This window comes from Vibrio mytili (assembly GCF_000830505.1).
Taxonomy (GTDB): domain Bacteria; phylum Pseudomonadota; class Gammaproteobacteria; order Enterobacterales; family Vibrionaceae; genus Vibrio; species Vibrio mytili.
Window position 1 is genome coordinate 14,128 of record NZ_JXOK01000065.1, and the last position, 22,687, is coordinate 36,814.

The 22,687-nt window shown below is 44.6% G+C and carries 14 protein-coding genes and 3 pseudogenes; 7 read left to right on the plus strand and 10 right to left on the minus strand.

The genetic code is table 11. The annotated features are described in order from the left end of the window. The first annotated feature begins 171 nt into the window (after positions 1-171). The 3 genes from SU60_RS16750 to SU60_RS16760 all read left to right on the plus strand — a co-directional run bounded on the left by SU60_RS16750 (position 172) and on the right by SU60_RS16760 (position 3,866). Positions 172-771: a CoA pyrophosphatase gene (locus SU60_RS16750; protein WP_041156532.1), complete on the plus strand. Its 600-nt coding sequence runs from the start codon at positions 172-174 to the stop codon at positions 769-771. Positions 772-1,151: 380 nt separating this feature from the next. After that, complete coding sequence (locus SU60_RS16755) at positions 1,152-2,405, plus strand: aromatic amino acid transport family protein (RefSeq protein ID WP_041156533.1); 1,254 nt, start codon at positions 1,152-1,154, stop codon at positions 2,403-2,405. Positions 2,406-2,504: 99 nt separating this feature from the next. Next, complete coding sequence (locus SU60_RS16760; RefSeq protein WP_041156534.1) at positions 2,505-3,866, plus strand: L-serine ammonia-lyase; 1,362 nt, start codon at positions 2,505-2,507, stop codon at positions 3,864-3,866. 243 nt (positions 3,867-4,109) lie between these two features. Here the strand turns inward: SU60_RS16760 and queD are convergent, their stop codons facing one another. Continuing rightward, positions 4,110-4,472, minus strand: a complete 363-nt coding sequence (queD, locus tag SU60_RS16765; RefSeq protein ID WP_041156535.1) for a 6-carboxytetrahydropterin synthase QueD — start codon at positions 4,470-4,472, stop codon at positions 4,110-4,112. Between the two features lie 386 nt (positions 4,473-4,858). On the opposite strand from queD, the gene asnS reads away from it, so the two are divergent. Then, positions 4,859-6,259 (plus strand): asparagine--tRNA ligase, encoded by a 1,401-nt coding sequence (gene asnS, locus SU60_RS16770; protein ID WP_041156536.1) that lies wholly within the window; start codon positions 4,859-4,861, stop codon positions 6,257-6,259. A 64-nt stretch (positions 6,260-6,323) separates the two neighbouring features. On the opposite strand, the gene SU60_RS16775 is transcribed toward asnS, so the two are convergent. Together SU60_RS16775 and SU60_RS16780 are read right to left on the minus strand one after the other, a co-directional pair. Next, a complete protein-coding gene (locus tag SU60_RS16775; protein ID WP_041156537.1) occupies positions 6,324-6,554 on the minus strand; it encodes a hypothetical protein in 231 nt (76 codons plus the stop codon). 86 nt (positions 6,555-6,640) lie between these two features. Further along, positions 6,641-8,038 carry an aminotransferase-like domain-containing protein gene (locus tag SU60_RS16780; RefSeq protein ID WP_041156538.1) on the minus strand — a complete coding sequence of 466 codons (1,398 nt, stop codon included), beginning with the start codon at positions 8,036-8,038 and terminating at the stop codon, positions 6,641-6,643. Between the two features lie 175 nt (positions 8,039-8,213). Between SU60_RS16780 and SU60_RS16785 the strand changes: the two genes are divergently transcribed. Beyond that, complete coding sequence (locus SU60_RS16785) at positions 8,214-8,465, plus strand: hypothetical protein (protein WP_041156539.1); 252 nt, start codon at positions 8,214-8,216, stop codon at positions 8,463-8,465. Positions 8,466-8,846: 381 nt separating this feature from the next. After that, entirely contained in the window at positions 8,847-10,037 is a 1,191-nt protein-coding gene (locus SU60_RS16790; protein ID WP_041156540.1) for an amino acid aminotransferase, read from the plus strand. 108 nt (positions 10,038-10,145) lie between these two features. Here SU60_RS16790 and SU60_RS16795 read toward each other — a convergent pair. The 7 genes and pseudogenes from SU60_RS16795 to SU60_RS16825 all read right to left on the minus strand — a co-directional run bounded on the left by SU60_RS16795 (position 10,146) and on the right by SU60_RS16825 (position 20,968). Then, positions 10,146-12,426 (minus strand): annotated as a pseudogene (locus SU60_RS16795) (acyl-CoA dehydrogenase). Positions 12,427-12,551: 125 nt separating this feature from the next. Next, positions 12,552-13,177: pseudogene (psrA, locus tag SU60_RS16800) on the minus strand (TetR family transcriptional repressor PsrA). Positions 13,178-13,660: 483 nt separating this feature from the next. Next, positions 13,661-14,830 (minus strand): Na+/H+ antiporter NhaA, encoded by a 1,170-nt coding sequence (gene nhaA / locus SU60_RS16805; protein ID WP_041156541.1) that lies wholly within the window; start codon positions 14,828-14,830, stop codon positions 13,661-13,663. A 331-nt stretch (positions 14,831-15,161) separates the two neighbouring features. After that, complete coding sequence (locus SU60_RS16810) at positions 15,162-16,286, minus strand: lipocalin-like domain-containing protein (RefSeq protein ID WP_128814708.1); 1,125 nt, start codon at positions 16,284-16,286, stop codon at positions 15,162-15,164. Then, positions 16,286-18,739 (minus strand): ABC transporter permease, encoded by a 2,454-nt coding sequence (locus tag SU60_RS16815; RefSeq protein WP_041156542.1) that lies wholly within the window; start codon positions 18,737-18,739, stop codon positions 16,286-16,288. The genes SU60_RS16810 and SU60_RS16815 overlap by 1 nt, the downstream gene beginning before the upstream one ends. Continuing rightward, a complete protein-coding gene (locus tag SU60_RS16820) occupies positions 18,720-19,391 on the minus strand; it encodes an ABC transporter ATP-binding protein (protein ID WP_041156625.1) in 672 nt (223 codons plus the stop codon). Before SU60_RS16820 ends, SU60_RS16815 begins: the two co-directional genes overlap by 20 nt. A gap of 203 nt (positions 19,392-19,594) precedes the next feature. Next, on the minus strand, positions 19,595-20,968 hold the full coding sequence (locus tag SU60_RS16825; RefSeq protein ID WP_041156543.1) for an MATE family efflux transporter: 1,374 nt from the start codon (positions 20,966-20,968) through the stop codon (positions 19,595-19,597). Between the two features lie 95 nt (positions 20,969-21,063). On the opposite strand from SU60_RS16825, the pseudogene SU60_RS16830 reads away from it, so the two are divergent. Continuing rightward, positions 21,064-22,520 (plus strand): annotated as a pseudogene (locus SU60_RS16830) (DUF2867 domain-containing protein). Positions 22,521-22,687 lie beyond the last annotated feature (167 nt).

Below are 22,687 nucleotides of genomic sequence, written 5' to 3' on the forward strand. Positions count from 1 at the left end.
GCTTGATGACCAATAACACGCCTCCGTCTTGGGGGCGTTTTTGTACTCTAAATGTGGTTATCCCAATGTCTGATTTACTCCTGTGCGCCATCGTTATAATCTTGATAACAAGTTGAGAGCGGACATTGCTCCTCTATAATTATTAATGGATGGGAAACATAAGGACGCGGTGTGGTTATCAATAAAACAAAGTTACTACAAAACTTTCAGTTGCAGTTGCCGACTGGTTATCACAAAGAATCTCTCGCCCGCTTAAACTTTTTGAAAGGAAAACCGCTCCGTGACGCCGCAGTCTTGATCGGGTTCGTCGATCGTCCTGATGGTTTACAGGTTATTCTGACAAAACGTGCAGAACATTTGCGTCACCATCCTGGCCAAATTAGTTTTCCGGGAGGAAAGTTCGAGGCTCAGGATGTAAGCCTAGTGAATACCGCCCTACGGGAAACACAAGAAGAGATAGGGGTAGAAAATGAGCATATCCGCATTTTTGGCCAACTACCTAAGTTACCCACCATTAGCTATTTTAATGTGACACCATTTTTAGCTTTTGTCTCTCCAGACTATAAGCTGCGTATCGATCCGAACGAGGTTGAATACGTATTTGAAGTACCTGCGAATCACCTTTTAAACCCAAACAAACTCTACAGCTCAAAATTCAGGTTAAGAAACGGACAACATCGCGTTTTTGCAATCCCTTTCCATCAGCACTTTATCTGGGGAATGACGGCACAAATCATCGAATCTATGCAGAAACACATCATCACACAATAGTTTGGGGCTATAGACTTGTTTACCACTGTTCGTGTAGATAAAAACCAAAAACGGTCGCCAGATCAGCCTTCCCTAATATAACTCTCCTACACTTCCTATCGTGCTGACCACACAGCATAGACATTAGTTTTATTTATCAACAACGCCTTAAATAATCACAGCGCTCTAACTTTATACATGAAAACACTAAAATTAGATTTTCTAATAGATAGCATTAGCAATAATCACCAGTGGCACATCGTTTTCGTGATTAAAAACCCGTTTTTGATATATCATTCAATAAGCACGAACGTTATATGATTTAGATCTATTTTTTATAATGATAATTCATTCAGTATGCACCCGACTTATTTCCTGTTCCCAAAATGAGTAATTAAAAAATGAATGCACATACTTCCGCGGTTTCTACCGCACAATCATCTAGTAAGTTTACTTACAAAGATTTCACCTGGTGTCTATCCCTATTCGGTACTGCTGTAGGTGCGGGTGTTTTATTCCTCCCTATTAAAGCTGGTGCGGGCGGTTTTTGGCCATTAGTAATCTTAGCCCTAATTGCAGCACCAATGACTTGGTTCGCACACAAATCTCTCGCACGTTTCGTTCTTTCTTCTAAGAATCCTGAAGCCGACATTACCGACACAGTAGAAGAACACTTCGGCAAAACTGGCGCAAACCTTATTACTTTTGCTTACTTCTTCGCCATCTACCCGATTGTACTTATCTACGGTGTTGGTATCACCAATACTGTTGACTCTTTCCTTGTCAACCAAATTGGTATGGAATCTATCCCTCGTTGGCTACTGTCCGGCGCGCTTATTGCCGCGATGACTGCAGGTGTTGTATTTGGCAAAGAATTGATGCTAAAAGCAACGTCAGCAATGGTTTACCCGTTAGTCTTCATTTTGCTTGCGTTGTCGTTCTACCTTATCCCTGACTGGAATGGTTCAATGATGGAAACCTCACCAAACTGGGGTGACATGCCTTCTATCATCTGGTTAGCGATTCCAATCATCGTTTTTTCATTCAACCACAGTCCAATCATTTCTCAGTTTTCTAAAGAGCAACGCCGAGTGTATGGTGAAGACGCTGTACAGAAAACAGACGCTATCACTGGCGGTGCAGCAATGATGCTAATGGGCTTTGTTATGTTCTTCGTGTTCTCTGTCGTGCTTTCTCTATCGCCAGAGCAACTTGCGACTGCACAAGCACAAAACATCTCGGTACTTTCTTACCTTGCAAACGTTCACGAATCTCCACTGATCTCTTACTTAGGTCCACTGGTTGCATTTGCTGCAATCACTTCTAGCTACTTTGGACACTTCTTAGGAGCACACGAAGGCTTAGTTGGTCTAATCAAGTCTCGTTCAAGCAAGTCAGTAAATAAAATCGAGAAAACTTCACTTATCTTCATCGTCGTCACAACTTGGATTGTCGCGATTGTTAACCCAAGCATCTTGGGTATGATCGAAACCATGGGTGCACCGATGATTGCGGCAATCCTATTCTTGATGCCAGTTTTCGCAATGCAGAAAGTTCCAGCAATGGCAAAGTACAAAACTTCAGCACCTGTGCAAATTTTCACAGCTATCTGTGGTCTTGCAGCCATTACTTCTGTAATCTACGGCGCTCTTTAATCACAGCGATAAATCGCGGTGTGATTAATCCAAAAATATAACGATAAAAATTAAGCCTCCCTACTCCTTTTAGGGAGGCTTTCCTCTGAGGTAATCGATATGATTAGTGTTTTTGATATCTATAAAATCGGTGTTGGACCTTCAAGCTCACACACTGTAGGCCCGATGAAAGCGGGTAAAGAATTTATTGATGATCTCCGTGCTATGGGAAAATTGCGCGACATCACTAAAATCACCGTTGACGTTTATGGATCACTATCACTGACAGGGAAAGGTCACCACACTGATATTGCAATCATCATGGGTCTTGCTGGCAATACCCCTGAAAAAGTCGATATTGACTCCATTCCGGGTTTTATTGCTCGTGTAGAAGAAACAGAACGCCTTCCTGTTGGCATGCACTGTCATACCGTTTCATTCCCACGTGACGGAGGTATGAACTTCCATAAGAGTAACCTGTCACTGCACGAAAACGGCATGCAGATCCATGCATGGATCGATGACGACATCGCCTACTCAAAAACGTATTACTCGATTGGCGGTGGTTTTATCGTTGATGAGGAAAACTTCGGCAAAGAAGCAGAAAACCCAATTAAAGTACCGTTCCCTTTTACTACTGCAGAAGAGTTGGTCAAGCAATGTCGTGAAAGTGGGTACTCTATCAGCGCTCTAACCATGAAAAACGAGCACGCACTGCATTCCGACGAAGAAACACGCACTTACTTCGCTAATATCTGGCGCACCATGCGTGAGTGTATGGATCGTGGCATGAATGAAGAAGGTATCCTACCCGGGCCACTACGTGTACCTCGCCGCGCAGCAGCACTGCGTCAACAACTGCTGACGTCAGAGAAAACGACCAACGATCCTATGTCTGTGGTTGACTGGGTAAACATGTTTGCTTTCGCGGTCAACGAAGAAAACGCAGCAGGTGGTCGCGTCGTTACCGCCCCAACAAACGGAGCGTGTGGCATTATTCCTGCTGTATTGGCTTATTACGATAAGTTCATTCAAACCGTAACAGAGAAAGATTACATCCGTTACTTTGCGGCGTCCGGTGCCATTGGCGGCCTTTACAAACGCAATGCCTCTATCTCTGGTGCTGAAGTAGGTTGTCAGGGCGAAGTGGGAGTAGCATGTTCAATGGCCGCGGCTGGCCTCGCTGAACTGATGGGCGGAAGCCCAGAGCAAGTATGTATGGCAGCAGAGATTGCCATGGAACATAACCTTGGTTTGACGTGCGACCCGGTTGCAGGTCAAGTACAAGTCCCATGTATCGAGCGTAACGGCATTGCAGCAGTAAAATCAATCAACTCGACTCGCATGGCTCTACGTCGCTCTTCTGCTCCGACGGTATCGCTCGATAAAGTGATCGAAACCATGCTAGAGACAGGGAAAGACATGAACGCAAAATACCGCGAAACATCGCAAGGTGGACTCGCAGTAAAAGTGATCTGTTAATCCTTATGTAACCAATACAGGCTTAAGCAGTTTGAGCTCAAGCTGCTGAGTATATAAGCTGTATGGGTATATCAAAGCCTATTAAGCCTGAGTTATGCGCTCAGGCTTTTTCATATCTGTACCTGCCCGTGCTGAAATGTGTTGATTCATTGGCGATGGGTTGTGACAACGTCAGACAAAACAAAGGCAAGCTCAATGCTTGCTTGATGAAATAACACTTGTTGCTATTGTGATGATCGCACTCTACTCACCTTTATAGATGCAACCTGCAGTGCAAGTTTCTTTGATCTCTACTTTGCTTAGTAGCGGTAGGTTTGGTTTTAGTTGCTGCCAAATCCATTTCGCTAGCACTTCACTGGTTGGGTTCTCGAGACCTTCAATATCGTTCAAATAGTAATGGTCTAATCGATCATAAATGGGGTTAAACGCAGCTTTAATTTCAGCAAAATCCACAACCCAACCCGTATGTGGGTCAACCTCACCTTCTACATAAAGACGAACCAAAAAAGAGTGTCCGTGCAAACGACCACATTTGTGACCTTCAGGCACATGTGGTAAGTGGTGCGCTGCTTCGAACATAAACTCTTTGTATAATTCTGTTTTCATCTTGACTCTCAGGCTCTAAAAAAGACACGCAATACTAAGGAATTCATTACCAAGAGACAAGTTTAAACCTGTTTTCCACTGCCTAAGGCGAAGCTGAATAAGCGCACTCTGATTTACGAATAAGCCAGACTGAGCGCTATCTGTCTGCGTAGCAATGTCATTCTTTTGGTACACGATGGGTTGTTTTGGGTACGAATCATCTAATTCTTACCTGCAAATTGAATATAAAGGTTGAAGCTGGCGAATTGACAGGTAATATGTCTCGTTATATCTGTAAAATTCTACCCAACTCAGCACTTAGTTTGTTTTTTAAACAAAATATTAGAAAGCAAAGGTTTTTATCCGTGTTGAGTTGTATTTTTACCTCTATGGAGAATATTAAAAACATGACTTACGCGCCTGTATCAGACGTTTTGAAAGGTCAGCTTGCAGTAGACAGTGAAGTCACTGTTCGCGGCTGGATCCGTTCACGTCGTGATTCCAAAGCTGGAATCTCTTTCCTTGCCATTTACGACGGCTCTTGTTTCGACCCGATTCAGGCCGTGGTCCCTAATAATCTTAATAATTATGACGATGAAGTATTAAAGCTGACTACTGGCTGCTCTGTCGAAGTAACAGGTAAGGTTGTTGAATCTCCAGCAAAAGGTCAAGACTTCGAACTTGCAGCAACTGACGTAAAAGTTGTCGGCTGGGTTGAAGACGCTGAGACTTACCCAATGGCAAAGACTCGTCACTCAATTGAGTACTTGCGTGAAGTGGCGCATCTTCGTCCGCGCACTAACGTGATAGGGGCTGTCGCTCGTGTACGTAACTGCTTGTCTCAAGCCATTCACCGTTTCTACCATGAGCAAGGGTACTTCTGGGTATCTGCGCCGCTAATCACTGCATCTGACGCAGAAGGTGCAGGTGAAATGTTCCGCGTTTCTACGCTGGACATGGAAAACCTACCACGTACTGATGCTGGTAAAGTCGATTACAACGAAGACTTCTTCGGTAAAGAGACATTCCTGACGGTATCTGGCCAGTTAAACGCTGAAGCTTACGCTTGTGCGCTAAGCAAGGTTTACACGTTTGGTCCTACTTTCCGTGCTGAAAACTCAAACACAAGCCGCCACCTGGCGGAATTCTGGATGGTTGAGCCTGAAGTTGCGTTCGCAGAACTGGACGACGTAGCAAAATTAGCAGAAGACATGCTTAAGTTTGTGTTCAACGCTGTACTTGCAGAATGCCGTGATGACCTTGAGTTTTTTGCTCAACGTATCGACAAAGAAGCCATCACCCGTCTAGAACAGTTTGTCTCTTCTGACTTCGCACAAGTTGACTACACTGACGCAATCCAAATTCTGCAAGATTCTGGTCGTGAGTTCGAGTTCCCAGTTGAATGGGGCATCGACATGTCTTCTGAGCACGAGCGTTTCCTAGCAGAAGAGCACTTTAAAGCTCCTGTTATCGTGAAGAACTACCCGAAAGACATCAAAGCATTCTACATGCGTGCTAATGATGACGGTAAGACAGTTGCAGCGATGGACGTACTCGCGCCAGGCATCGGCGAAATCATCGGTGGTTCTCAGCGTGAGGAACGTCTAGAAGTCCTAGATGAACGCATGCGTGAAGTGGGCATCGACCCAGAGCACATGAGCTGGTACCGCGATCTACGTCGTTACGGCACAGTACCACACGCTGGCTTCGGTCTTGGTTTCGAGCGTCTGGTATCTTACGTAACTGGTATGGGCAACGTTCGTGACGTGATTCCATTCCCACGTACTCCTCGCTCTGCTAACTTCTAATCACTTTTGGTGTTACAGCATTAAAAAGACCTCCCAAGTGGAGGTCTTTTATTTTGTAAGCCAATCAGACTTTTGAGTCAGTCTTACTTTCTTCTTGATCCGCTTTTACAGCATACCTTATACCAACAAAACACAAGCCAAATATAACGAACGGAATCACCGCCGCGGTGTATTCTACCCATACATAATGAGAAAATGATTTCGCCAAAATAAGATGCGCAAACACGAGTAAAAATGCACTGAATATAGCCACAACGATCAGATTTACTTCATGTTTTTCTGACTGTTTTTTCATCACTACTCCTTGCTAAGAGACGGTTACTGCAACGATTGAACCACAATCTAGACAAGGTGTACTGATACAGTTTCAACAAAAATTAGCTAAACAGTCTTAAGCAAGTCGCCAATCTTCTTAATCGCAGCCTTTAACTGAATATCGACAGGCATAGAGGTATTGAGCCTCAAGTAATTGTCATGTTTATCTCCCCTTGAAAACAGTTTTCCATATGCCACAGTAATCTGTTGTTGTAACAGGAGCTGATAAGTCGTCTTACTATTCATTCCTTTGGGTAGCCTCAGCCATAAAAAGTAGCCGCCTTCGGGTATCGTATACGTGACGTTTTTAGGGAAGTAATCCTGAATGAGTTCAATGAACAAACGTTGGCGCTGTTGCATGGTTTTTCGTAGTTTTCTCAGGTGATTATCATAGCTATCATTTTGCAGGTAATGAGCAATGCCATGTTGTATTGGCGCACTTCCGGACAATGTAGAGGTGAGTTGAAGCTTTTGAATCGTTTCATTAAACCGTTTGTTTAACACCCATCCCAATCGATATCCAGGACAGAGGTTTTTTGAGAACGACGCACAGTGAAGGACCCGATCTTGCGTATCGAAGGTTTTGAGACACGTCGGTTTACTAGCCGAGAAATACAGCTCGGCGTAAACATCATCTTCAATTAAGAAGACATCGTATTGATCGGCCAACCTAACGATTTGATGTTTTTGCTCATCAGAAAGAGATAGCCCGGTGGGATTTTGAAAATTGACCATTAGCCAGCAAGCACGCACATCATGTTGCGTAAATGCCGCTTCAAGTTGCGCGAGGTCATGTCCTTTTACGGGGTCAACACTAACCTCAATCACCTTAAGTCCAAGGCGCTCAATAGCTTGTAAAGCACCATAAAAAGTCGGCGACTCAACCACAACCGTGTCTCCAGGTTTAGTGACGGCTTGTAGACTCAGATTCAATGCCTCAAGCGCTCCGGTCGTAATTACCACGTCCTCGTGCGTTGTAGAAACTCCCTGCTGAATGTAACGCTGAGCGATTAATCGACGTAACGAGTCGCTGCCTGGGGGTAAGTTATCAAGTAAGTTATCTGGGCCCATTTTACGCCCAGAGCTGGCTAGGTTGCGGTTAAGCGCTTCTATAGGAAACAGCGTCGGATCCGGGAATGCAGAACCCAGGCGAACCGCATTGGGCAAAACCTGCTGTTTAAGATAATCATACAATTCATCATTGATGCTGGTTCGATAGACATTTCCTGAAGTACCGCGCGCCTCAAAACGTTCTGATTCAACACAGACATAATAACCAGATTGGGGCTTCGCTTTTACCCAGCCTTGCGCTTCCAACAACTGATATGCTTGTAACACCGTACCAGCGCTGACGGAATGATTACGGCTCATCACACGCACTGATGGCAATTTCTCACCTGCTCTCCACGTATTCTGCTCGATCTGATTCTTAAACGACTCAGCTAATTGACGATATCTATTCATCGGTCCCTCACTCTAACATCGAGCGCACCTTAGCACAGTTCGTGCCGATATTCTGATAGTACGAGTCGCGCTCTTGCAAAGTAACAATTCAAAATTAACAATAAGAGTTCTCGTTCCTAAGTCGAGAGTTATGTTCCATACTTTTAATGGAATGACGTTTATAACGGAGGAAATGATGAAACTATTTACAATGGATGACCTCTCATACCGAGGTGCACACAAAGGGGTTCACAGTTGGAACCATCCAGGCTCAACGAATCCTTACTATTGGCACCCTGACTGGCTGCATATCGCAGAAGACGCATTAGGCAGCCGTAGAACCGCTGATCTCGAAGTACCGCCAGGCGAAAGTGCAACTGAGGAGCACGCAAAGGCCGCGATTGTTAAGCACTTAAATGAAGAAAATAAAGATAAAAAAGAACAGTAGCAACGTTTGATTGAGAACGTTTGGCGTTTGTAAAGCACTCGCGTTAACTTAAACGACGAAGGAGCGCACACAGCGCGTTAAATACAACCAAGCGAAAGCGGTGATAAACTTCAATATGAACAATAGGTTATCACCGCTTATCGCAGATACCTTTCTCTTCAAATTAAAATCCGACGCGCTGAGTAAAATAAAGCCAATTTTCTATAAAGCGCCTGCGGATACCCTATTCTCAACAAGGTTTACATATCAAAAGTCTTGTTTACATTCTAAATTCACGCCAAATCGAACCTTTTTTAAGTTTTCTTCTAAGTAGGTGTTGTAACCAATATTGCTGACAGGTATAAATACCAACACACCCTTCGATTAACATGGATGAAGATTATGTTTGAAAAAGTAGTTGCCGCTCCGGCCGATCCTATTCTTGGCCTTACTGAAGAATTTAAAAAAGATACTCGCTCTGAAAAAATCAACCTTGGCGTTGGTATCTACAAAAATGAACAAGGTGAAACCCCTGTTCTTGCTACTGTTAAAAAAGCCGAAGCTGCGCTGGTTGAAACGGAAAAAACCAAATCTTACCTAACGATTGAAGGGACAGCCGAATACGGTTTAGCAGTTCAAAAACTGCTTTTTGGTGACGATGCTGAGATTGTTTCAAGCAAACGTGCGAAAACAGCACAAGCGCCTGGTGGTACTGGTGCTCTGCGTGTGGCAGGCGAATTCATCAAGCGTCAGCTAGGTGATGTGAAGATCTGGATCAGTAACCCTACGTGGGCAAACCACAACGGTGTATTTACTGCTGCGGGTATTGAAACAGCCCAATACAGCTACTACAACGCTGAAACAAAAGACAAAGACTTTGACGCAATGGTCAGCGATCTGCAATCAGCGTCAGAAGGTGACATCGTTCTGCTACACGGCTGTTGTCACAACCCAACCGGTATTGACCCAACGGCGGAAGAGTGGGAAGCACTCGCGAAGTTAGTAGCAGAGAAGAAGCTTCTACCACTGTTTGACTTCGCTTACCAAGGCTTTGCGAAAGGCGTTGAGGACGATGCTGCTGGTCTACGTACTTTTGCTAAGTACAACAAAGAGATCCTTGTAGCGAGCTCTTTCTCGAAAAACTTCGGTCTTTACAATGAGCGTGTAGGTGCATTCACTCTTGTTGCTGAATCAGAAGAAGTCGCGACAACTGTGTTTTCTCAAGTGAAAGCCATCATTCGCTCAATCTACTCTAACCCTCCTGCACATGGTAGTGCAGTTGTGACTCACATCCTTAACGATGCTGCTCTGCGTGCGGAGTGGGAAGCGGAAGTCGCGGAAATGCGTGATCGCATTCAAGAGATGCGTGAGTTGTTTGTCGCAACGCTAAAAGCGGAAGGTGTTGACGCAGACTTCAGCTTTATTGAGCGTCAAAACGGTATGTTCTCTTTCTCTGGATTAACTAAAGAGCAAGTAACACGCTTGAAAGACGAGTTCGGTATTTACATTGTTGGCTCTGGCCGCATCAGTGTTGCAGGTATGACGAAGTCAAACATGGCACCGCTATGTAAAGGCATTGCCGCAGTACTTTAACTGGCCTTTTAAAGCTAAAATATTAAAGGAAATAGCCCCGTAACAGAACGGGGCTATTTTTTTGGCTTTGAGTTAGTAAACGGTCTAGCTAGTGGCGCAATTATTCGGTTACGCAGCAGAATCAAGCTGTGACTTTTTTGAGCTATTTGTTCTCACCTCTTTAAAGTCATGACTGAAGTGATCGACTTGAATCGCTTGGTAACGTAGTTTATCAGCCGCGAGAATTTTATCGATTTCTTGCTCAGTTAAGACACCTGCAGTCAGCGCCTGCTGTAAGCGGTCATGTAATAGGCCTTTGCGAGCCACCTTACCATCTTTGACACCTTTGATAAGCTTGCGCTCCAGAGGCTTTATGTCATACATCGCTAAGAACGCATTCTCCATAATACCAACGCAATCATCGTCTTCTTTGCCGATGTAACACAAGTGCGTTAAACGATCACGTTGAACTCCAGGTGTCATCATTGCTTCTGCGATACTGACACTTAACTCATCACTTGGCTTTTTAAAGTGGTTCTAACGGGAATAATAGACCTTTCAGCACACCACCCACGTATTTAATCGGGTAGTTCGCATAAGCTTCATTTAAGGATTTAGCGGCATTGTACAAACAGTACTGAACGGCATAATGGACAAAGTTCAAATCACCTTGCTGGCGCCCTTCATCTTCGTATTTTTTCAATACTGCCGAAGCCATATATAAGAAGCTCAAACCATCACCGAGACGCGCGGAAATCATCTCTTTACGCTTGAGATCGCCACCAAGAGTCAACATCGCGAAATCAGCGCTCACTGCTAACGCCCTACTTAGACGCGTGATGTCTTTATAGTATTTCTTGGTCGGCCCGCTCATATGCGCCTTAATAAATCGTGAACCTGTCAAAGCAGCACCGAACGCACCAAATGTGTTTCCGGTAGCGTGTTTAATGTGCTTGAACAGTAAGTCATCAAACTCTTTCGCACCTTGTTCTGAATCGGGATTTGCAGCGGCTTCCATTTCTTTCAGTACATAAGGGTGACAACGAGTCGCACCTTGTCCAAAGATCATAAGGTTGCGAGTCAGAATATTCGCCCCTTCCACTGTAATCGCAACAGGAATACCGAGGTAGTGTTTGGCAAGGTAGTTCATTGGACCGTCTTGAATGGCTCTACCTGCGTGAATATCAAATGAGTCATTGAGCAAGGTACGCGCCATTTCTGTCATGTGGTACTTGGCAATAGCAGTAACAATTCCCGGCTTTTCTTTCATATCCAATGACGTAGTCGTCAGAGTACGTGTCGCTTCCAGTAGATACGTTAATCCACCAATACGGCCCATTGCTTCGGCCACACCTTCGAACTTACCAATCGACATACCGAACTGTTTACGCACATAGGCATAGGCACCTGTCGTACGAGTCGTTAAGTGACCAATAGCAGTCCCCAGAGCAGGAAGGGATATTCCTCGACCAGCAGAGAGACACTCGACCAGCATACGCCATCCTTTACCCGCATAGTCTGCCCCACCGATCAGCCAATCCATCGGAATAAAGACATCTTCACCGCGTGTTGGTCCATTCATAAACGCGGAGCCCAACGGGTCATGACGTTCACCAATCTCAACACCATCATGGTCGGCAGGAATCAACGCACAAGTGATACCCACTTCTTTTTTATCACCAAGTAGTCCATCGGGATCTTGGAGTTTAAACGCCAAGCCGAGTACCGTTGCAACTGGTGCTAACGTGATGTAGCGTTTGTTCCAACTCACTCGTACACCCAGCACTTCCTTGCCTTCATGCATACCACGGCAAACCACCCCTTGGTCAGGAATACCACCAGCATCTGAGCCAGCTTCAGGGCCCGTTAATGCGAAACAAGGAATATCCGTACCATCCGCTAGGCGTGGTAACCAGTAATCTTTTTGCTCTTGGGTACCATAGTGAGAAAGTAACTCACCTGGACCAAGTGAGTTAGGAACCATCACTGACACGGCTGCACTGATACTGCGTGTTGCGATACGCGATACGATAGTGGAATTCGCTAAAGAAGAGAACTCACGACCGCCATACGATTTAGAAATAATCAGTGAGAAAAAACGCTCTTTACGTAAAAATTCCCATACCTCGGGAGGTAAATCTCGATCTTCTTTGACGATCTTTTGATCATTCAGCATCTCAAGTAGCGTTTCCAGCTCATTGTCCATAAACGCCTGCTCTTCTGCAGTTAATGTTGGCGCTGGGTAGTGGTGTAATGTTTGGAAGTTTGGCTTACCGGAAAACAGCTCTGCATCCCACCATACACTCCCTGCTTCCATCGCTTCTTTTTCTGTGCTGGACAACGGGGGCAGTACTTTTTTAAACATTTCAAACGCGGGGTCACTAATCCATTTTCTTCGTAGAGAGCTCATTGTTCAGATCCTTTTGTTCACGTCACCTTTTCGGCGTACTTTGTTATTTCACTCGCTAGCGACTTACTCCATTAGCGAATGCGTTGTCATTATTATTTTAGTTATAACTTTCGTTGTTGAGGGCCCTACTTCGCAGACATCCCTGCAGATAAGTAAGGGATAATTAAATCAACAACAGACTTAATATCGACTTGTTTTTCAAACTTACTTTCGGCTAACTCAGACAACGCTTGGCTGGACGCATCGTGAATACACAAGTTCCGAGAGTAAAATGCAGACGCCAAAATAGTTTTTCTTCTGTTAGCTCTGGGTTTGCTTTCATGATTGAGAAGGTAAACAGTTTCAATACTTCTTCATATCGGGTGGTGATGAACCAACGCAAATGACCTTGCACATCGGTGTACCCTCTTCCAATAAGAAGCATAAACAGCGCAGTACCATTGGGACGCACATCGTTTAACGTCCGCAATGGTAAGCGTAGCGATTCAAACACTTCTTCCATACTGTAATCATCTCGGGTATTTAGCTCGACAAGCGCCGTTTTGATACTGGGCATTAATGCTTCTAGGTATCGGTCCAGTACCGCGCGCACCAGCGTCTTCTTATCACCAAAATGATAGTTTACCGAAGCGAGATTCACATTTGCCTTACTCGTTATCGTTCTCAGTGATGTGTCATTGAACCCGTGTTCTGCAAACAATCCTTCTGCCACATCGAGTATTTTTTCTTTTGTTGTCGTTCTTGGGGCCATTACAATCACTCGTATTAAACACTTGTTTGAAATATACCCCGAAACCTTAGATTAACAAATGATTAACATCACATTTTAACTTTTTAAGCATCCTGTCAAAATGTCAAGCATCTCCCATGAGAAACAAATCACGACGAAAAAAGAAAAATAATTGAAAAAAAATGGAACTGTTTGGAATTAGCCCGGTCTGAATTACTGTAACAACGAGAACATTTTAAGTTTTGTAGGCCGTCAGACTTGTTTCCCATCTTATTGTTACGTTGCTGCTTTTTTCTTCATAACTCCTATGTTTGTATCCGCCCAGTCAACAATTCGACTGGGCTTTTTTTCGCCTTATGCTTACCTATGTGGCAATCACTTACCCCATTTACTTACTGCTCAACGTTGATAGAGATAACGAGTCAATAGATATAAAAAACCTCCCGAGTGGAGGTTTTTTGAATTGGCCAGTTTTTTGAACTGGCCAATAGCGTATGTTTATATTTATGCGCGCGCTTTATCTTTCGCTTGAGTAGCCTTAGGCAGAGATAAACTCAACAGGACATAACCAAGAATAGCGGCAGTGGTCGAGCCCATCAAAATACCCAACCTCGCGAAAGTATCAAACTGTGCATTTGCTTCGCCAAACGCCAAGGAAGAGATAAAGATCGACATGGTAAAACCGATACCACACAAAACAGATACCGCAAAGATATGCTTAAAGTTAATGCCTTCTGGCAACTTAGCGATACCTAATTTCACAGCTGCCCAGCTGAAACTGAAAATACCTAGCGGCTTACCAACCAACAATCCAAGAGCAACACCAAGCGGCAGCATTGATGTCAAACTAGACATTGACACACCTTCTAGAGAAATACCGGCGTTAGCGAACGCAAACAGAGGCAGAATACCAAACGCTACGTACGGGTGAAGAGCATGCTCCATATGTTGAAGTGGTGAATGTTCACCTTTCTTGCCTTTAAGAGGAATAGCGAAGCCAATAACCACACCAGCAAGCGTTGCATGGACACCAGATTTAAGCACTGCAAACCAAAGAATCGCGCCGACAATCATGTATGGCGTCAACTTAGTGACCTTTTTCGCGTTTAGCACAAACAACAGGCCAGTCATAGCGAAACCAACTAGCAGCGCCATCGAGGACAGATCACCGGTGTAGAAAAGAGCGATAATAACAACAACACCTAAGTCATCGATGATCGCTAGAGCAAGCAAAAACACTTTCAAACTGACTGGAACACGGTTACCCAGTAGAGCCATGATACCAAGCGCGAAGGCAATATCTGTCGCGGCAGGAATCGCCCAACCAGAAATCGCTTGCGCATCACCAGCGTTAAACGCGACGTACACTAATGCAGGAGCCAACATACCACCTACTGCTGCAATCGCTGGAAATATGGCTGTTTCTTTCGATTTTAACGCGCCGTCCAGTAGTTCACGTTTTACTTCTAAACCTATTAACAGGAAAAATACAGCCATCAGACCATCATTGATCCAGTGTGATACCGACATACCAAATACGTAGGTGTGTAAAACAGACTGATAGACTTCACCCAGAGGTGTATTAGCAATGGTCATCGCAATTACGGCAGCAATCACGAGGATAATACCACCTGCAGATTCCATTTTGAAAAAGTCACGAATGACATCGTTCATGATTTGGTCCTTTTACTTATTATCTTAAATCAACGAATAACAAAGAATGGAACGAGTCTATAGCTCACAATGGATTAGGTATAATCGCTTGTTCAGAGTAATAACTTCGCTTTTTCCGATAATAACTTCACTATACATCGTATTTACCAACAAATTAACCCTGTTTAAATCATGAGATTAATTCCAACGAACCATGTTTTTCTTATAGTTAACAATAGTGAGCATAGCAGCTTGAACGCCCTTATGATAACGCAAATATGACGATTTTATATACAAAAACGACACATAGACAAACTTATATAAGTTATTCTTATCAATAGGTTACATTCAATTAATAACCAATAAATTGCATAAAGCCCCACGCATTATGTGTACCTGACGCTGTAGCAGGCCCCTCCCAAAAAGGGATGGCAAAAGGTAACCACATTTCAGAGTTAACAGCCTGAGTTTTTAGTCGAATTCCATACTTAGGGATATCGACTATCCACGTCAGTGGTAACCGTTTTCCCTGAGACACTTTCGTCTTTTGCAATTGTGTGATGTTGATATCATTCTCTGTCAGGTTAAATACCTGACCTGAGCGAGTAGATAAAGTGCCAAAAATGTGAGGCAACTGGCCAGCATGACGATAACGGCTCACTGTTAATGCCCGTCCATCATCGAGATTGAAGATCAACCAATCCCATCCTTTTTGTCCCTCGCCAACAAGCCCACTTCCCCACTCTTTTTGTACCCATGCCGAACCCTTAACGGGAATGCGCTTACCGTCTAAGTTTAATGCCCCATTGACGCTCAAAAAAGGCACACTAAAACTGAACGATGCTACCGACTGTAAGGCATGTTTAACTTGGAACCCTTTATCCCCGTTGACAACAAATGGTCCATTTGATGTTGTGTTCAGGTCAACACCAAACGTTTCAGTCTGTACTTTCATATTGCCGGGGAAAGGTGTTTTCCCTAACGAGCGCCAATTCCAACTGTCGATCCACATACGAAATGGTCGATTATTGACCCCAGCTTGACCGATACCACCTCGCGCGATTTTCTGCTTCTTCCAGACATGGTCACCTTGGCTGATAACAATGTGCGACATATATAATTGAGGATTTTGCCAACCGCTAGTTTCACGTTCATCCGTCGCGACTCGAAAAAAACTCCATTGAACGTCATACGCCACGCCACTTTCATCTTTTAAATGCGCAAAGTAATTCCACCACTCGTGCTGATAATTAGGATGGAAGCGAAAATCAGAAGGTAAGGAGACATGTTGGTCAGGTAAAACCGGTTCAAAGACCGTATTACTTTCTGTAGTGAGAATGGAGGGTAAATGCTCCTTTTGATGGACTTCGTCTGTTTGATCAAGCAATGAATACGCCGCAACACCCGCAAAACTAAGCAATAAGGTAAGAAAAAGCAGCAAAGCGAAACGGCGAACTTTAGCGTTTATTTTCATCATTACAACGCATCCCTCAATGACTTCATCGGTGTACGTTTAATCATTCGAATCACAGGCAACGCCCCTGCAATCATTATCGCGAACATCGCCCAAGCGATCGTCTTAGCATACAGCCAAGGAATGGTTTGCAGTTGCAATGTCCAACCGAACGATTGTCGAATAATAATATCAACAATCAAATGCGCAAGTGCTAAGCCTAGTGGAACCGCAATTATGGCGGATAGAGCGCCAAAGGCAAACAACTGAAGTCCTCCAAGCGCAACCAATTCTTTGACGGAGACCCCCATACAACGAAGCAATGCGAAATGGCGTTGTCGCGAAAACTCCCCCGCCAGCGTGGCAAAAAATAGACCAAACACAGAGATAATCAACGTGATGTTACCTAAGGTCCCCGCAATAGCAAAAGTATGGTCAAATACCCGCATGGCTTGTTTGTAGATGCTGCTGTTATCAAAGACTCTATCTTGTGGCAAACGGAACACCTTTTCCAAACGACTCTTAAGACCTTGCCCGTTGATGTTTTCTTGTAGTTTGACACCAAGCCCTACATTTCCTGTTTCGGCAAATGCGAGTAACCAATTCCGGTGGGACATCATCACCTGACTGTAGGGGTTGCCATAATCGTAATACACACCAACAACACGCCAACCACCGCCCAGCTCGCCTTCTAAATCAATGTAGTCGCCCGGACGAATATCAAGCTTCAATGCCATTGACTCACTGACCATGATACTTTTCGTTTGATGCAAAGCGTACCAATAGTTTGGAACACCAAGCTTAACAGTCAACGAGTCGAGTTCACCTTCTGACATGCCAGTGCTAACAACCTGAAGCGTACCATGAGTGGTCGGAATTTCTTTTTCCCAACGCCACCATACCGATTCAACTTCTGGCTGTTCAACCAACCAGCCACTAATACGACCCGCTGAGTTATTATTCGGAAAGATATAAATGTCGGCAGCAAGACGTTGGCTAAGCCACTTATCGGTCGTGACCCTAAAGCTACCCACCATGGTTTCCACACCGATGTTAGCCGCAAGCGCAAGCATAAATGCCATGGTCGCCACACCGCGATAGCTCATACTGGCCGCGGCGTCAGCAAAGAACCATCGTACCCGTACCCAGCGCATGGTATAAGAAAAACTTTGAAAGACATGCCATATGATAAATGGCATAAACAGCGCAACACTGATCATCATTAATGCAATGATAAGAAAGCCTGTTTCTTGTGTTTTAGGCGCTTGATAAATACCCACAGCAGCAACACAAAATGCACAAGCAGCTATCGCCTGCCATGTAAACTCACGTCCAGTAAAACGCATTAAGGAAAGACGAGACGAAAGTCGGATCGGCTGTGATTTAAGAAGTCGCACTAACGGCCAAATACAAGAGATCAGAGCCCCCATCGCCGAGAGAAGCAAACTATACAGACTGGCATGCCATGACCAACCGATCTCTAGGCTTACATTCGCATCGTAAAGATCGCCCAAGCTGGTGGAAACCGTTGGAATTAGTTGATTGGCGAGCATCAAGCCAAAAAAGTTACCGCATGCCCATGCGAACAAGATTAACAGAGACAACTCAAGTAGCAATGCTTGAGCAAGTTGCGCACCGCTTACCCCAGTTTGACGCAATATGCCAACGAGGCGCTGACGCTGTATCAGCGACAAAGACATTGCTTGGTAGAAAATAAATAGCCCAACCAAAAACGACAACATTCCCATTGCGGTCAGGTTCATATGAAATGCTTTGGTAATAGACTCGAGTTCCGTGCGAGTGTTATGAACTAACGTCATTCCGCTTGGTAGCATATTTTTAAGTGCGGTTAATTTTTCATCGGACATTTCACCACAAGAAATCGCACTTAATCCCGAACTCCTTTGCAGCATGCGCAACAAAGAAATATCAGCCACCAACCTCGTACCAGAAAGGAGTTCGTGAGTATCTACCTGAATTGGACCTAAATGGCTGCCATCATTCATTGCAATGAAATCACCGTCATGCCAATTCATGTACGAAGCTAAGTTATCACTGACTAAAATCGGATACGGCGGTTTTATCAAGGACAAGATAGGCATTTCATTCAATGTTTTGCCTTCATCCAAAGCAATCATGGTGACTGGGTCAATGCCAATTAGCATAAGGTTTATATCGGTATTGGCATCCAAATGCAGGACGTCAAAAGGCGCACACTGTTCGAAACCAGAGCGGCGTAATTGGATATAAAAACCTTGAGGGATCTTATTGGCAGAGTGCTTAGTTCGAATTTGATACGGTAACGGGTTGGAAAATAGCTTTTCGCCGGTCGCGTAGCTTTCTTTTGCATGCTGGTTAATGGACGTAACGCCAACAAGTAGCGACACGCCAAGCGTTAGACCCAACCAAACCAGAATAATCTGTAGTGGGTATCGACGGTAATGACCAAGTAGTGCCTTAACTACGGGCCATAACATGCAACTGTCCTCCTTGGAGCCGAATTTTCCCTTCCATATGAGCGGCCACTTTTTCACTGTGTGTCACTAGCAATAAAGTACAATTGAGTTGTCGGGAAAGCGTGGTAAGCAAACGCATCACTGCTTCTGCGTTTCGTTCATCTAGGCTGCCAGTCGGTTCATCAGCAAGAAGTATCTTCGGTTCCATGTAGAGCGCGCGTGCAATCGCCGCTCGTTGCTGTTGACCACCAGAGACTTCTTCAGGATAGCGCCCAAGCAACGGCATTAGATCAAGCGCAGAGAGAATTTGTCGCCACAAGCCTTTATCTTCTGGTAACCCTTTGAGTTGGCGGCAAAAACGGATGTTATCAGCAACATTCAAGGTAGGCAGCAGATTAAACTGTTGAAAAATATTGCCGATATTGTTGCGACGATAACGAGTTCTTAAATACTCGGGAGCATCATGCATGAGAAAGTCAGGGTACTGGATCTCTCCAGAATCTGCTGTATCGAGGCCCGCAATCAAATTAAGCAGCGTACTTTTGCCAGAGCCACTCTCACCCATCAGCGCCACTTGATCGCCCCGCTGCAATGTTAACTCTGCCCCTTGCAATACAGGGTGAAACTCTTCCCCATCTAAATAGCCTTTGCATAGGTCTGACAGTCTTAACATGAATTGCATCGCTCAGAAGATATTAAAATTGGGTTCCGAATCTACACTAAAATCCTGTTTGTAGAAAGTAATTTGGACTACCGGTCACATTACTGCTCTCCAAATGTAACTCAATTCAATATATCGAATAAATTGTGTTGAAAATTAAGTCAATTTCAGATCGATTCACCAACAAAAAATGCAATCTGCGACAACGTAATTCATCATCCAATCAAGTTGTTCATCCATTTTCTACTGGCAACACGTGGTAACGAAATGACCCATTTCACCACTTCTTCGGTTAAAAAAAGTAAATAAATCCATTGCGGCTCCCACCCCAAATAAATGGAGGCAAAAGCCGCCAAAGGAATGCCAATCACCCATTGCGCGAGAATATCCTGATATAAGCAAAACTTAACGTCACCACCAGCCCTCAAAACACCAACAATCACCATCATAGGAACAGAACGAAGTACAACACCAAGCGCCAGAATCCACATAAACTGCTCAGCCAGATGCCGAGTTTCCGTGGTCAATGCGCTAAACGCATTCAGTATCCATTGATGTGATATGAGCAGTGCAACGGCAACCAAGAGGGCAATAATCACATTCAAAATCACCGTAGCCCACGCTTGGTAGTAAACAGAGTCAAAGTTTTTTGCCCCCAACTGATTACCAACCAAAACCGCAGCCGCGTTAGATAGCCCTATCATCATTGCAAGTGCTACCGATTCCACTGGCGTCATGACTGATAGTGCGGCCAAACCTTGTACACCTGCTTGCCCCATTATCGCGTGGTACACAAAGAGTCCGCCAGCCCATGCCAAGAAGTTAAATGTTGTTGGCAGAGAAAGACTTAAAAATCGAGTGACTTTATCCAATACCAAGCTAGCTTTAATATCTTGCCAACCAAACGCAATGATGTGTTTCTTACACCATAAATAACCAAACAAGCAGCCCACTTCAATCGCGCCACTGATTACCGTTGCTAACGCCGCACCGACAATACCAAGAGCAGGAAACCCAAAGTGCCCAAAAATCAGCACCCAGTTTAAAAAAACGTTAGAAACAATGCCTATGCCGCTAAAGAAGGTGCTCAGGCCAGGTTGGTGCATCGCTCGTAAACCAACAGCCATACTAGCCACACAAGCAACAGCAAACATACTGGCGGAAGAAATCACCAGATAACTCGCCCCCAATTCGATCACTTCTTGAGAGTCAGTGGTTAAACTCATCACCGGTTCAGGAAACAAGACAAACAGTACAACGGCCAGCCCGGCAAATACCATAGCGATCATCCAGGTTAGTGACGTACTCTGCCTGACGCCGACTTTATCCCCTGCTCCCCAATACTGAGCCGTCAACAAAGCGCCCCCAGTGGTCACGCCCACCAGCATGATCGTGGTGACAAAAGTTGCTCGTGCGGCGACACCAACAGCAGCGATCTCCGCTTCTCCAAGTTGCCCCAGCATCAGAACGTCCACCAAACTGCGACTCGAAAACATAATACTTTGCAAGGTTATGGGAAGCGCAATAGCAAATAAACGGCGCAAAAAGGCTTTGTCTGCGTGAATCGTTAGTTGAGAAAAAAAGGTCACATGAGCTCCGGCGACAACTTATTGATAGATTGGGAAAAGTGTTTCATGATTATACCTATCGGTGAATATTCCACCAACAATAAAAAGGGCAAAGAATGAAAAAGGTGTTGGTACTTGGAGCGTCTGGATATATTGGTTCACAGTTAATCCCATTACTACTCGACAAAGGTTACGCTGTCACTGCAGCTGCTCGACATGTTGACTACCTGAAGTCCAGAACACGACCGCATCCCAACTTAACTCTTGCCTATTTGGATTTAGCGGACGCAGAAGCCACTCTCTCAGTGGTCAATGACTTTGATTTGGTGTTTTTTCTTGTTCACGGAATGGCGCAAGGTCATGACTTTGTTGAATACGAATTGCAGTTAGCAGAGAACTTTAAAGCCGCCTTGGAAAACAGCCGTATTCAGCATGTTATTTATCTGAGTGCAATTCAGCCACAAACCGGCAATTCTCGCCACTTAGATGCACGCAAAGCCACCGGAAAAATCATTCGTCAGTCTGGTGTGCCGGTCACCGAGCTAAGAGCCGGCGTCATTATCGGCCCGGGTTCAGCTGCGTTCGAGATAATGCGCGACTTTGTCTACAATTTACCATTATTAATCGCCCCGAAGTGGTGGATTCTAAAGCGAACCCTATTGCTCTTCCTAACTTAAACCACTACTTGCTCTCGCTGGCCTCTGCTCCACCGCCAAAAGAGCACCAGACGTATGAAGTCGGAGGCCCGGATACATTAAGTTACCGTGAACAATTCCAAGTTATTTGTCACGCAACCAATAAACGCTATCGGCTATGGTCAACCCCACTTCTGACTCCTAAAATGGCGTCTTATTGGCTTGGGCTTGTGACATCTGTACCGGCTAACATTGGTAAAGCCTTACTCGCAGGTTTAGAGCACGATTACATTGCCGACGCGTCAGAGATCGAGAAACGCTTTCCGCAAACGCTGATCAGTTATGAACAATCCGTTAAGGATGCTATTCAAGCAGAAGGCGTTTTTGTACGCAGCAATGTTTGGGGATTTGAACCTGCCGCTTTACAACGTTGGCAACCAGGCTACGGTTACTATCCCAAACAAGCGGGAGCGAGTATCAAAACCAAAGCTTCAGTCGAAGCGCTATGGGCAGTCGCACAAAAAATTGGTAGCCAAGAAAAAGGCTACTATTTTGCCAATATTTTATGGCGAACCCGCGAGTGGTTGGATATTTTTTTTGGTGGCGGCAAGCCAATCCGAGTATCCCCTCCTGGTCCAGGATTAAAAGTCGGTGATTTTATTGATTCTTGGAAAGTGATTCGATGTGAAGAAAACCAGTTTTTATCGCTTTTTTTTGGAATGAAAGGTCCCGGGCTTGGGCGTTTAGAAATAACCATCAAAGACCACGGAGATGAAAGAGAACTCGACATTACCGCATGGTGGCATCCACAAGGGTTTTTAGGTCTTCTTTATTGGTTTGCGATGATGCCAGCCCACTTGTTCATATTTAAAGGTATGGTAAGAACAATGGCCAAAGAAGCAGAAGATTTCGAACGTAAAGAGAAGAGTATGAAATGAACCTGGTAGCTCAAACAACCCAGAGAGTTCAAAGAGCTTAGGTAGTTCAAAGCACAATGAGAGATTCGAATGAAATAAAAAAAGCACCGAAAGTACCGCGTACAATGATGCTTTTTGTCTGTCGATCTTTGGTCACAATCTCATTATTGTGGTCACTTAGCGAAGAG

Coding starts and splice junctions, on each gene's coding strand:
- SU60_RS16755 (WP_041156533.1), top strand. CDS start 1,152: ATGAATGCACATACTTCCGCGGTTTCTACCGCACAATCATCTAGTAAG.
- SU60_RS16760 (WP_041156534.1), top strand. CDS start 2,505: ATGATTAGTGTTTTTGATATCTATAAAATCGGTGTTGGACCTTCAAGC.
- queD (WP_041156535.1), bottom strand. CDS start 4,472: ATGAAAACAGAATTATACAAAGAGTTTATGTTCGAAGCAGCGCACCAC.
- asnS (WP_041156536.1), top strand. CDS start 4,859: ATGACTTACGCGCCTGTATCAGACGTTTTGAAAGGTCAGCTTGCAGTA.
- SU60_RS16775 (WP_041156537.1), bottom strand. CDS start 6,554: ATGAAAAAACAGTCAGAAAAACATGAAGTAAATCTGATCGTTGTGGCT.
- SU60_RS16780 (WP_041156538.1), bottom strand. CDS start 8,038: ATGAATAGATATCGTCAATTAGCTGAGTCGTTTAAGAATCAGATCGAG.
- SU60_RS16785 (WP_041156539.1), top strand. CDS start 8,214: ATGAAACTATTTACAATGGATGACCTCTCATACCGAGGTGCACACAAA.
- SU60_RS16790 (WP_041156540.1), top strand. CDS start 8,847: ATGTTTGAAAAAGTAGTTGCCGCTCCGGCCGATCCTATTCTTGGCCTT.
- nhaA (WP_041156541.1), bottom strand. CDS start 14,830: ATGAACGATGTCATTCGTGACTTTTTCAAAATGGAATCTGCAGGTGGT.
- SU60_RS16810 (WP_128814708.1), bottom strand. CDS start 16,286: ATGATGAAAATAAACGCTAAAGTTCGCCGTTTCGCTTTGCTGCTTTTT.
- SU60_RS16815 (WP_041156542.1), bottom strand. CDS start 18,739: ATGTTATGGCCCGTAGTTAAGGCACTACTTGGTCATTACCGTCGATAC.
- SU60_RS16820 (WP_041156625.1), bottom strand. CDS start 19,391: ATGTTAAGACTGTCAGACCTATGCAAAGGCTATTTAGATGGGGAAGAG.